The sequence below is a fragment of the Mucilaginibacter gossypii genome (assembly GCF_017569325.2).
Classification (GTDB): domain Bacteria; phylum Bacteroidota; class Bacteroidia; order Sphingobacteriales; family Sphingobacteriaceae; genus Mucilaginibacter; species Mucilaginibacter gossypii.
The window spans coordinates 500,199-512,758 of sequence record NZ_CP071878.2; the positions used below are offsets into that span (position 1 = coordinate 500,199).

General features: G+C 43.2%; 11 protein-coding genes. 7 read left to right on the forward strand and 4 right to left on the reverse strand.

Annotated features, from left to right (window positions below; translation table 11 throughout):
• Positions 1-16 precede the first annotated feature (16 nt).
• The gene (locus tag J3L18_RS02350; RefSeq protein WP_129570499.1) at positions 17-3,655 is read left to right on the forward strand and encodes a family 78 glycoside hydrolase catalytic domain; all 3,639 of its coding nucleotides are present in this window, start codon (positions 17-19) and stop codon (positions 3,653-3,655) included.
• Positions 3,656-3,743: 88 nt separating this feature from the next.
• Here J3L18_RS02350 and J3L18_RS02355 read toward each other — a convergent pair whose 3' ends face one another.
• A complete protein-coding gene (locus tag J3L18_RS02355) occupies positions 3,744-4,154 on the reverse strand; it encodes a cupin domain-containing protein (RefSeq protein WP_129570500.1) in 411 nt (136 codons plus the stop codon).
• A 585-nt stretch (positions 4,155-4,739) separates the two neighbouring features.
• Between J3L18_RS02355 and J3L18_RS02360 the strand changes: the two genes are divergently transcribed.
• From J3L18_RS02360 to J3L18_RS02370, 3 genes are read left to right on the forward strand one after another with little or no spacing between them, the layout of a single operon-like run.
• Positions 4,740-5,183, forward strand: a complete 444-nt coding sequence (locus J3L18_RS02360; RefSeq protein ID WP_129570501.1) for an Hsp20/alpha crystallin family protein — start codon at positions 4,740-4,742, stop codon at positions 5,181-5,183.
• Between the two features lie 58 nt (positions 5,184-5,241).
• A complete protein-coding gene (locus tag J3L18_RS02365) occupies positions 5,242-5,556 on the forward strand; it encodes a hypothetical protein (RefSeq protein ID WP_129570502.1) in 315 nt (104 codons plus the stop codon).
• Positions 5,534-5,737: a hypothetical protein gene (locus tag J3L18_RS02370; protein ID WP_129570503.1), complete on the forward strand. Its 204-nt coding sequence runs from the start codon at positions 5,534-5,536 to the stop codon at positions 5,735-5,737. The genes J3L18_RS02365 and J3L18_RS02370 overlap by 23 nt, the downstream gene beginning before the upstream one ends.
• 108 nt (positions 5,738-5,845) lie before the next feature.
• Here the strand turns inward: J3L18_RS02370 and J3L18_RS02375 are convergent, their stop codons facing one another.
• The 3 genes from J3L18_RS02375 to queD all read right to left on the reverse strand — a co-directional run bounded on the left by J3L18_RS02375 (position 5,846) and on the right by queD (position 8,367).
• Entirely contained in the window at positions 5,846-6,535 is a 690-nt protein-coding gene (locus J3L18_RS02375) for an OmpW/AlkL family protein (protein ID WP_129570504.1), read from the reverse strand.
• 284 nt (positions 6,536-6,819) lie between these two features.
• The gene (gene adhP / locus J3L18_RS02380) at positions 6,820-7,854 is read right to left on the reverse strand and encodes an alcohol dehydrogenase AdhP (RefSeq protein ID WP_129570505.1); all 1,035 of its coding nucleotides are present in this window, start codon (positions 7,852-7,854) and stop codon (positions 6,820-6,822) included.
• A 156-nt stretch (positions 7,855-8,010) separates the two neighbouring features.
• The gene (gene queD, locus J3L18_RS02385) at positions 8,011-8,367 is read right to left on the reverse strand and encodes a 6-carboxytetrahydropterin synthase QueD (RefSeq protein ID WP_129570506.1); all 357 of its coding nucleotides are present in this window, start codon (positions 8,365-8,367) and stop codon (positions 8,011-8,013) included.
• A 552-nt stretch (positions 8,368-8,919) separates the two neighbouring features.
• Here queD and J3L18_RS02390 point away from each other — a divergent pair.
• The 3 genes from J3L18_RS02390 (at position 8,920) to ccoS (ending at position 12,499) form a co-directional block, all read left to right on the forward strand.
• Positions 8,920-9,798, forward strand: coding sequence for a universal stress protein (locus tag J3L18_RS02390; protein WP_129570507.1), 879 nt, complete (start codon positions 8,920-8,922; stop codon positions 9,796-9,798).
• A gap of 158 nt (positions 9,799-9,956) precedes the next feature.
• Positions 9,957-12,341 carry a heavy metal translocating P-type ATPase gene (locus J3L18_RS02395; RefSeq protein ID WP_129570508.1) on the forward strand — a complete coding sequence of 795 codons (2,385 nt, stop codon included), beginning with the start codon at positions 9,957-9,959 and terminating at the stop codon, positions 12,339-12,341.
• Positions 12,338-12,499: a cbb3-type cytochrome oxidase assembly protein CcoS gene (ccoS, locus tag J3L18_RS02400; RefSeq protein ID WP_091170101.1), complete on the forward strand. Its 162-nt coding sequence runs from the start codon at positions 12,338-12,340 to the stop codon at positions 12,497-12,499. Before J3L18_RS02395 ends, ccoS begins: the two co-directional genes overlap by 4 nt.
• The last annotated feature ends 61 nt before the right edge of the window (positions 12,500-12,560 follow it).

Genomic DNA, 12,560 nt, shown 5'->3' on the forward strand with positions numbered 1-12,560 from the left:
TTACTGTAACCCAATTATGACAAAAAATCCTGCCCCGATAGCTAAACCGGCTATCCTGATTTTATTACTGTTATTTTCATTTATACAAATTAACCTTTACGGTGCTGTAAAAGGGACCCGGATAGTTAACCTACAGGTGGAATATACTGACCATCCTATTGGGATTGATGTTAAACTGCCCCGGTTTAGCTGGCAAATGCTGGCCGCTGAAGGATCGAGAGGCTATAACCAGGTTGCTTATCAGATCATCGTAAAAGATGCACAGGGAAAAGTGGTATGGAATAGCACCAGAATAAAAAGCGGAACAGCCTTAGCTGTGGTTTACGCAGGCTCGCCGCTTAAAGCCGCAACCCGCTATAGCTGGACGGTAACTGTTTGGGATCAGGCAGGCGGTGTTTCTTCCTCGGGCTCCTGGTTTGAAACGGGGCTCATGGACACGGGAATGTCGGCATGGGATGGCGCGCAATGGATAGGGGGAGGAGATAATGACCTGGTGCTTTATGCACATTACCTGCCGCTGTATAACCTGAAATATAAAGTGGCTATCGCTCCGGGGAGCTCCAGGGCAAGCCTGATTTTTGCCGCTAATGACCCACGGCTGATGAACAGTAACAGGAATATTTTTCAGCTTGCCAATAAAAAGAACCAATCTTATTTTAAAGTAGAGGTGGATATTTCAGGGCTGGATCAGGGAGGCAATGCACGGATCAACGTATACAGAGCAGGGTATTCGGAAAAAGATACATTGGATAAAGTATTTAAAAGCTTCCCAATAAAAACCGACCTGATTGGCAACGGTAATAAGAACAAACAACACTCCATATTGATCAATAATGAGCTTGGTACACTTACATTCACTGTTGATGATAATAAAACATTTTTAGCCGATGAGAAAGATGCAACTGCTATAGCCCAGCCTGTGCCTGCAAACCGCGACGCCGTGATAACACTTAATCCGCTTGGCCGCCGTGATGTAATCTCTTTTGGAATGCTTGGAGAGATAGGTTTTTCTGTAGATAAAGGTCAGAAAGCCGAATTTTCTGAGCTGACGGTTTCCAATTTCAGGTCGCCGCGCAACAATTTATTCAGCGAAAAGCCCGAAGAAAATAATTACAAAGGGATTTTTAAAGAAGCTGTTATTACTCCTTCATCCGGTTTAGTTATAAAAGATGGGAAATATGAGGTAGACGGCGGAAGTGCGGGCGCATTTATCCTTGCCGATCCCAGTCATAACGCTATGCCTATGCTGCGCTCGGTTTTTAATGCCGATAAAGGTATTTCGCAGGCAAGGCTTTATGTAACGGCAAGGGGGATTTATGAAATCTATCTTAACGGTAAACGGGTGGGTACCGATTATTACAACCCCGGCCTTACACAATATAACAAAACTCATCTTTATCAAACCTACGATGTAACCGGTATGGTAAGTAAAGGGAAAAACGCTATTGGTGCTATGCTCGGCGAAGGCTGGTGGAGCGGTTTGTTGAGCTACGGCTCGGTCTGGAACCATTTTGGCGACAGGCAATCCTTGTTAGCTAAGCTGGTTATTACTTATACTGATGGTTCGCAGGAGGTGATCAAAACCAATAACAAAAACTGGAAATATTTTAACGATGGTCCTGTTGTTTACAGCAGCCTGGATATGGGCGAGGTTGACGATGCCACAAAGGAAGTTGCAGTTAAAGACTGGAACACGGTAGCTTATGATGATCATAACTGGCAAAAGGCGCAGGAAGTATCTCTAAAAGGAACAACATATACGGGGGATGACGTTGACTATTTCGGGAAAAAGATCCCGCTGGATTTTGATCATATTTCGATGATCGGGCAGATCGGAACATCGGCAGGAATTTATAAAACCCTTACTGCTAAAGGAGTGAGGGAAGTTAGAAAAGGTGTTTATGTATATGACATGGGACAGAATTTTGTAGGTGTGCCCAAGATCAGCATCAAAAATGGTATCTCTGGAAAAAAACTGACCTTGCGTTATGCCGAAATCCTGTATCCAAACCTGAAGGAGTCTGGTAAAAATGTTGGTATGATTATGACCGAAAATTACCGCGCAGCGCTGAGTCAGGATCTTTATATCATGAAGGATGGCGATCAGGTGATCCAACCGCATTTTACATCGCATGGTTATCAATATATCGAAATTACCGGCATTGACAAACCGCTGCCGTTAGAGGATGTACAGGGCCTGGTTATAAGTTCCGTAAAAAAACTCACTGCCAATTATACTACCTCCAATCCAAAGGTGAACAAACTATGGTCCAACCTAACGTGGTCAAACATCGATAACTTCCTCACAATACCAACCGATTGCCCGCAAAGGAATGAGCGGATGGGCTGGTCGGGCGATATCAGTATTTTTTCGCGTACTGCAACTTATGTATCCAATGCCGATCAGTTTCTGCGCAGGCATATGCTGGCCATGCGTGATTTGCAAACTGAGCAAGGGCGATTTACCGATATAGCACCAGTTGGCGGTGGCTTTGGTGGTGTGATCTGGGGGAGTGCAGGCATCACCGTGGCCTGGGAAACTTACCAGCAATATAATGATGTATCATTACTTGCCGAACATTATGATGCCATGTGCAGGTATATGGATTACATCGACTCAACTATTGATCCTAAAACCGGCTTCAGTACGGACGGTGTGCTGGGCGATTGGCTTGGGCCACAGTATATGCAGCTTGGCACTGCTTTCCCGGTTACGGCTTATCATGTTTATGATTTGGGCATTATGGCAAAGGTGGCTGGCATTTTAGGAAAGAAAGATGATGCTGAGAAATTCAGGAAAAAATATGAAGAGCGAAAAGCTTTCTTCAACAAAACATTTGTTAATGCTGATAAAAAAGCCGTAGGTCTTATTGGGGGTGGGATGTTCGGCGAGCCGGGCAAGAAAGAGTTTAAAGTTTCGGATACACAAACCGCCTATGCAACAGGTTTGGCCCTTGGTGTATTCAGCGACGAAAATGTCAGTTATATGGCAAAGAACCTTGAGGCTGCGGTTGAACGTGAGAATAAAGATGATCAGGGGATCGTCCGTCCGGCTTATTCCCTCATGACCGGGTTTGTAGGCACAGGGGGTATCAGTAAGGCGCTTTCAGATCATGGGCACTCGGGCCTTGCTTATAAAATGTTGCAGAACGAGCATTACCCGTCATGGCTGTATGCTATTGACCAGGGTGCTACAACTATATGGGAAAGGCTGAACGGATATACTGTAGAAAACGGCTTTGGCGGTAATAACAGCATGAACTCTTTTAACCACTATTCATTTGGTGCTGTTGGTCAATGGATGATTGCTTATTCCATCGGGATCCAGCGTGATGAACCTGGTTTTAAGAAATTTATTTTGCAGCCTGAGCCCGACCCGACCGGGGGGATGACCTGGGCTAAAGGATCTTATGATTCGCTTTATGGGCGCATAAACAGTAGCTGGTCCGTAAGAGGTAAAACATTAACCTATGATGCAACTGTTCCGGCGAATACCTCAGCTACATTGTTTCTTCCGGCAAGTACTGTTAAAGGGATAACAGAAGGCGGTAAGCCTGTGGCAGCGGCAAAAGGCATCAGCTTTATCAGGTTTGAAGGAAACAAAGCGATTTATCGTTTGATGCCGGGAGCTTACCGGTTTACATCAAGCTTATAAAGCTATGCCCGAAGCAATTTTGGAAGTATTGATCGCAATGATTATTGATGAGGTTGGGGATCGATACTTCCAAAATCTATAATGAACCTTACTTGATCAGTGTAACAAGTGGTTTATCTTTTTCAACAATATAGGTAGCAAGCTCACTCGCTTTGGTGGTTCCTACATTTTTCACCGAATGCACGGTTCCGTAAGGGATAAATAAAACGTCGCCGGCTTTAAGTGTTACCGGTTGTTGGCCTGCTACCTGGTATTCCAGTAATCCATCAAGTACATAAATAATTTCTTCGCCGAAATGTGTATGCTGCGGGAATGACATTCCTTTTTCAACATCTACGCGTACCTGTACCATTTCACGGCCGGGAACACTAAGGTTATGTCGCTGTAACTCTGTGCGGCCTGCTACGGTTTGCTGAGCCAGGACAGATGATGGAAGTGTAAGTACCGCAACAACTGCGATAATGATGGCGGTAGCCAGTTTGTTCTTATTAGTTGTCATAGCTTTTGGTTTTAATTTTTAGTAAAACTACAGCCTCAACCCATCCTTTAGCAATTGCCATATCAATGAATCGGACTAAATCATCGTTCATGCAGACATTCGCTGTCCCGAAATAGCCGTTTCTTGAACTCGGATTTTGTTGTGCAAACCAGCTTAATGTACTGGCGCGTTTTTAACAATGTTTCAACCAGGATAGTTAATATTTTCGGGAATCGATGCTGTTCCACAAAAGATGAGTGCGAAAGCAGGCATGCTGCGTAATGTTTAAACCAAAATAAAATAGCTATTGTTTTAAGTCCAAAGAACGAAGAGAATTTTAATTTACCGCAATTCTACCAATGCTTTTTAGCTTAAACAAAGCGGCATACGTCGTGAAAATATCAACCATTGTTGCTTTGTTTTAATGCGAATGTTAAAAGCAATGGTATATTGAATATTTGTCAGGTCGAACTGAAAAAAAAGCATTTTTTGTGAAATTTTTTCAGTGATCTCAAGTATTTATTCCACTGGCATTAGCTTTGAATTGAATGAACCGGTTTAATTAATATAAGTTTTAATCATTAATTTATTTAAGGAGGAAGACCTATGACATTGGTTAAATTTAATGCCGACAAAAAGAATAACAGTTCGTTATTACCGTCATTTAATGATGTTTTTGAATCAATCTTAAATGATTCTTTTTTCAATGACCGCCTGGTAGCGCGCGTTCCCGCAGCTAACATCAGCGAAACCGAGGATCATTATCATGTTGAACTGGCTGCGCCCGGCCTGAAAAAAGAAGATTTCAAAATTAACCTTGATCGCAATGTGCTGCACATTGCGGTAGAACGACAAAACGAAAGCAGCGACGTTCAAAAAAATTACAGTAAACGTGAGTATAGTTACAGTTCATTTGTACGTTCGTTTACGTTGCCCGACAGCGCCAACGCAGAAAATATTGAGGCGTCTTATACAGACGGCGTCCTGAAGATCGATATTGCTAAACGCGAAGAAGCTAAGGCTATACGCCGGCAAATTGACATTAAATAAGTGGGATAGTTTTTTAATTGAGGCTCCTGTTAAAGCAGGAGCCTCTTAATTTATAGCTATGGAACTCGGGTTTTATATTTTGCTGAGTGTTAGAACACCGGTAGGATTTGATAGTTATGGACAGTATTTTTTAGGTAATGACCGAAATTTCGCCGACCTGCTTTTTGACAGCTTTAAGGGTAGGGAACCTTTGAGCTCCGATTTACTGCATATCGACCTGATGGAAACGACGGATGAAATCCCGGTAAAAATCAAGTCGATATCCTGTACACTTGAGGAGCTAACCTGCAATATCAAATTGATTGTCCGGGGTATCTTCCGGCAGAAAAACCTCACAGAATTTAACGGATATGGACAGGCAACAATGGAGTGAAATGCTCATCGGCATGCTCACGATACTGGTGTTATTGACAGAATTGTTTTTATGGTTAACCAGCCCAGGTCACCGCTTGCCCGAAATGAATCGGAAATTATTGCTCACCGGCGCCTTGCTTTGGATATCGGGCATTCTTTTTCGTATAAACAAAACAGACAGCGATGACTGGGCGATATAATATTGAAACGCTTGTTCTGCTCTTAATTTCGTGAAATCGTATTTTTTTCCTGATTGGGTGCAGTCTTCGTACTCCAGGTTTCCACGGGGCGTTTTTGCAGCAAGTGGATTAAAAACGGTAACCCATACCTACGCCGATTATCCAGGGCCTGATCTTTACATCAGCCGGTATGTTTTTCAAAACAGGCGCAAGTTGGGGTTTATCCGCGGGCGTTAGATTGGATGCATCAACCTTTACATTGGTAGAGAGAAATATTTTCTTCAGATCAATATTCAAGAATACTTTTTTACTGATATCGAAATCAGCACCCAACTGAGTTGCAAAAGCAAAACTGTTGTTGTAATCAATACCGCCTACGGTTGAACCTTTATCGGCATTGTAAAAAATAGTGTAGTTAAGCCCCGCGCCGATATAGGGTTTAAAAAGGGTACCTGTGGGCAAATGATATTGCAAAGTAAGCGTAGGCGGAAGCAACCATACTTTACCGAGATCAACATCGGCCGAAGAGCCGGCACCAATAGCACTCAGGTTGGAGCCTTTTGTTTTTACCTGGTGTTTTGTTGTCGCCAGGATTAATTCTGCAGAAAAGTTTTTGGCAAAAAAGTAGGTAAAATCGAGCTCGGGAACAACAGTATTGGAAATGTTTATGTCTCCGCCGATAACGCCTATCGTCGCGCTTTCCTGGGGGATAACCCCAATTGCCCTGAGGCGGATATTCCATTCATTTTTTTGCTGAGCGAAAGCAGTTATCCCGCTTAATAAAAATAAGATCAAAGTAGTAAAGAAAATCTTTTTCATAATGATTTGTATTAAATTATGGGTCAAATGTATCCCGCAGGTGATAGACTTTGCCTGACAGGAAACAGTTGTTCTCATGATACTTATCATTTCGCGTTTACCCGGTTTATCACTGGAATGGCGACCCGGAAGCGAGCATAATACCGATGCCCGCAATAAAAAAGACCCGCCCAGCGAGCGGATCTTTTTAAAGTAAATTAGTTTGAGTAGGCGCTTAGGCACTGTATATTGCGTCAATGAGCAGTTTGGCCCGGCCTGCCGTAAAAGTTTTTGTTATTTGCAGATTAGGGTGTAGCTATTTCAAGTACAATCCGGCCATCTACCTTACCATTTTTCAGGTCGGCCAAAACTGTATTTATTTCCTCTAATTTTGCGGTATGTATGGTGGCTTTAACTTTTCCTTCCACGGCGAACTCGATGGCTTCCTGCAGGTCTTTACGAGTGCCTACAATTGATCCCCTGACGGTATAGCGGTTTAGCACGGTTTTAAATATGGGAAGATCAAAGCTGCCGGGTGGCAATCCATTCAGCGCGATAGTCCCTTTTCTTCTTAACGCGGATATACCTTGTTTAAACGCGATGGGTGATACAGCGGTAACCAACACGCCGTGCATACCGCCTGTTTCTTTTTGTAAAAACGCGCCGGGGTCGGTAGTTTTGGCATTAACGATCAGCTCGGCGCCAAGGTTTTTAGCTAATTCCAGTTTTGTATCGTCAACATCAATAGCCGCAACATGCATGCCCATGGCTTTGGCATATTGTACAGCCAAGTGCCCAAGGCCACCTATGCCGGAAATAGCTACCCATTCTCCGGGTTTGGTTTCCGTTTCTTTAAGGCCTTTGTAAACGGTAACACCCGCGCAAATGATCGGTGCCATCGCGGTACAATCCGAGCCTGCCGGGAAATGCCCAACATAACGGGAATCGGCCACTACATATTCCGCATAACCGCCGTCAACGCTATAGCCGCCATTTCGCTGGTCGTTACATAAGGTTTCCCAACCGGTAATACAAAACTCGCAGCATCCGCAGGCGCTGTACAGCCAGGGTACACCTACAATATCACCTTCCTTCAGGCCTTTAACATCAGGACCAAGCGCTACTACATAACCAATAGCCTCATGGCCGGGGATCAGTGGCATTTTGGGTTTAACCGGCCAGTCGCCGTCTGCCGCGTGCAGGTCGGTATGGCAAACACCACTGGCTATTACTTTAACCAGTATTTCATGTTGGCCCGGCTCGCGAACCGGCATTTCTTCTATTTGCAAAGGCTGGCCAAATTCGTGCACTACGGCGGCTTTCATTTTTTTAGGTATCATATTTTCAATGGCTTATGACTAATGATTTTTTTATTAATACAAAGCTTGCGGAATTTAGCGGCTTAAATAGTGATCAAAATCACCTGCTGTGGTGATATGGGGCATTCAACTGGGGAAACTGCACGGAGATCTAAAAAAATGGGAAAGATAACTACGCTATTTTCCTTCATAAATGACCCCGGATGTCGGCGTTTCTTTCAATTCAATTTTATTAAGCCCATCCAATTTGTCGGTTATGCTTTTCCAGATCCATATGGCCAGGTTTTCGGCCGTGGGGTTTTCCAAACCAGGGACTTCGTTCAGAATGGTATGGTCCAACTGGTCAACTATTGGTTTAACCGCGTTTTTGATCAGGGCGAAGTCAAGCACCCATCCTTCGGGTGTTGTTACCTCGCCTTTAAAATAAACTGTTAAATGGTAGGTATGACCATGTATGTTCCTGCATTTGTGGTGCGGCGGAACGTTGGGTAAAAAATGTGCAGAATCGAAAGTGAAGCTTTTGTAAATGATCATATAATACGCTTTTTGCGGTTTTTAGTTTGCGGGCAAAAGAAGCGCGGAAAGGACTCTGATAAAATGATCTGTATTTCTTTATTCGTTGATTGAAATCACTCGCGCATTGGTTAAAATATCTCCAGGTTATATTTACTATACCGGCAGTAATGATTTTTCGCGGTACTTGCCCGTGTCCTCAAGTTCACAATGCGGTATAAGTTTTTTACGCGGCAAATAGTTTTTTGTTATTGGTTTTTGGGGTTAGATGTTGTTTTATAGATGTTGACAATCAGATTGATAAATGACAATCGTCACTATTTTAACACCCGCTGCGCTGCAACTTTACATCGTCAGGAACGATGTTATGAAAACACTTGAAAGCGATAAAATACCTGTTGTTTTTAGAATAAACCTGCAAAAAATGATGGTTATACAGCGGCTATTATTGACGGGCAGCTGGTTAAATATTACGGCATATATAACCTTGATAACCAAGTTGAGAGCCAGCTATACAATATCGAACGAAATCATAGAAAACATTAATCATATCAATTAATCAATCCTTTAAGCATGAAAACTATTTTAGTACCCACCGATTTTTCGGAACCTGCAAAAAACGCCGCGAGCTATGCTATAAACCTTGCGCAAAATATAAAAGCGGGCTTGATATTATGTCATGCCATTAAAATACCTTCAGAAACGCCTATGGCAGCGCAGGTAGCCTGGCCTTTAGAGGATTATACATCGCTCAAAGCAGATGCAGATAAGGAATTGGAACAACTTTCTGTAACCTTACAACAGGAAACTCCTTACGCCAAAGCGGGTGCGGGCCATAGTGTTATTAATACCTGTTGTGACGTAGGCGAGGTAATTGATGTAGTAACAGGCAAAATAGATGAAGAAAAAAGCGTAATGGTTGTTATGGGCATGTCGGGAGCAGGAGCTATGAGCAGATTTTTTTTAGGCAGCAACACACAGGATATGATCAGCGATGCCGCCTTCCCGGTTTTACTCATACCATCGCAAGCAAAATATCACCCTGTAACCAAAATAGCTTTCGCTACCGATTTGAACAACAGTGATATAGAAATGATCCATTCGGTGGCAAGCCTGGCACGCTATTTTAATGCAGAGCTACTGATAGCCCATGTAACCGACGAGAAATATGAAACAGGTGATGAAAAACAGGAGGTAGAAGCTTTTTTAAATGAAGTAACCTGTAAAGCCAACTATCCTGAAATTTATTACAGGCACATTAAAGGTACGGGTATAATGCGCGGGCTCGATTGGCTCAGCGAACACGGAGTGATTGATATGCTGGTGATGGTACACCGTAAAGTTAATCCCCTTGAGCGTCTGTTTGGTATCAGTTATACTAAAAAACTTTCGCATCATATTGAAATACCTCTGCTGGTGTTGCCGGAGGGGCTTCCACCGCTGCATTTCTAAAAACAGGGGATGGGAGTGAGCGTATAAGATCGGATAGCAACGTGTGTTACTCTTTGTTTTAAGCTGTGAAAAATGATACTCATCACTTTTCCATCCAACAGCCATCATTTTTCAAGTGGTGGATTACAGCCATTTTTGATCTTATAAATAGATCATCAATGGCTGTAAATATACTTACCCAAACTACCTGCTACCACTGCGGTAACGATTGTGATAAAGATCATTATGTATTGGATGACAAAGATTTTTGCTGCACGGGCTGTAAAGGTGTTTACAAGGTGCTATCCAATAGTGGGTTATGTAACTATTACAGCTATAATGAACATCCCGGCGCAACACGTACCCACGTGGAAAAGCGGTTCGAATACCTTGATGATCCTTCGATCATAGCAGACCTGGTTGATTTTACAGACGAAAACATTACCATATTAACGCTTTATATCCCTTATATCCATTGCAGCTCATGTATTTGGCTGCTTGAGCAGTTGAATAGGTTTAACCCTGCCATTTATTACAGCCGGATTGACTTTTTAAAGAAACAGGTAAACCTGCGCTTTAATAACAAGGAGATAAGTTTAAGACAGGTTGTAGAACTATTGGTTGATATCGGCTATGAGCCACTTATTAACCTCCAGGATGTTATTAAAAAACAACAAACCGGTGCTGGCGATAATCTTGTAAAAAAGATAGCGGTGGCCGGGTTTTGTTTCGGTAATGTGATGCTGCTCAGTTTTCCGGAGTACTTGGGATTATCGGAATATGAGCAAACTTTCAGGCATTTTTTTGGCTGGTTGAATGTGCTGTTTTCGCTGCCGGTTGTTTTTTACAGCGGGAGGGAATATTTCCAATCGGCCTATACAAACCTCCGTAATAAAATATTGAATATCGATTTTCCGCTGGCGCTGGGCATAGCCGTGCTTTTTTTGCGTACGCTGATTGAGGTACTAACCCATGCGGGAGCCGGTTTTGCCGATACGCTTTGCGGGCTAGTGTTTTTTTTACTGGTGGGTAAATTTGTTCAGCGAAAAACCTATTACCATATCTCTTTTGAGCGGGACTACCGCTCGTTTTTCCCTGTTGCCGTACAGGCTGTTGATAACGGTATTGAAAAGCCGCTGCCCTTATCAGCCCTGAAAGTAGGTCAGCGGATCCGCATTCGCAGTAATGAGATTATTCCGGCCGATGCGATATTACTAAATGGTGAAGCGCGGATTGATTTTAGCTTTGTTACCGGCGAATCGGCTCCTGTGACAAAGGTTTGGGGTGAAGTGGTTTATGCCGGTGGCCGGCAAATGGGCGAAGCTATTGAATTGGAGGTAATTAAACCAGTATCACAAAGCTACCTTACCCAATTGTGGAATAATGAAGCTTTTAGCCGTAGTCAGGACAACCGGATGCAAACCTTTAACCAAAAGGTAAGTAAGTATTTCAGCATTGTTTTACTGATGATTGCATTGGGTTCATTAGTTTTCTGGTTGCCGGTCGATGTTTACCGTGCTTTTTCGGCATTTACAGCGGTGTTGATTGTAGCATGCCCCTGTGCGCTGGCTTTAAGTACACCGTTCACTATGTCGGCGGCACTCAGTATTTTTGATCGTAATTTTTTCTACCTCAAAAACACCGCCGTTGTTGAACAACTGGCCCGTATTAATACCATCGTGTTAGATAAAACCGGCACCATTACTATTGGCGGCGAAAACGGTGTAAGCAACAATGCACAGCTAAGCAGTTACGAGGAACAGCTCATATACAGTATTTGTAGTAATTCGGCCCATCCCTTAAGCATTCAGATTTGCGATTACCTCCAGGGGGCGGATAAACTTCGGGTAAGTAATTACCGGGAAATAGCCGGAAAGGGGATTACTGCCTGGGTTGATGGGCATAATGTTCAAGTCGGCAGCCAGTCGTTTTTAACGGGAGGAGTAGATATCGCAAAATCAACTGAAGTACACCTGATGATTAACGGGCGATACGCCGGTTATTTCAGCTTTGCAAACAAGTATCGCGAAGGGCTTGAAGATATTGCGCGGCTGGCCGCGGATTATAAAATTTACTTGTTATCAGGCGATCAGGACCGGGAGCGGAAAAATTTACTGCCTTATTTTAAGGGGGAGGGATATATGCTGTTTAACCAATCGCCGCAGCAAAAGCTTGATTTTATAAAGGCTTTACAGCTGGCCGGTAAAAAGGTAATGATGATAGGTGATGGCTTGAATGATTCGGGGGCTTTAAAACAAAGTGATTTGGGGATAGCTATTACGGATAACGTTAACAATTTTTCGCCCGGCAGCGATGCTATTTTAGATGGGCGTTCGCTCAGGTTGCTGCCCGCATTTCTTAAATTCTCGAAGGATAGTATCACCATTATCCACATCTCGTTTTTTATATCGCTTTGCTATAACCTATTAGGATTAAGCTATGCAGTAAGCGGCAGGCTTTCACCGCTCATAGCGGCCATATTGATGCCTTTAAGTACTGCAACCATCATTTCGTTCACAAGCATAGCAACACACCTCGTCGCTAAAAAAAGAAAATTATCATGAACATTATTTATTTCCTGATCGGGTGCAGCGTGCTGCTTGCACTCGTGTTTTTAGGCGCTTTTTTTTGGGCCCAGCGCAACGGCCAGCATGATGATCTCTATACCCCATCGGTAAGGATCCTGCTGGATGATGAACCAACTGATAAAGATAAAAAATGACCAATGTCATTATTCGGGCAAACCGTCATCATTCTGTCGGCGGCAGCCCCTCAATACTTTT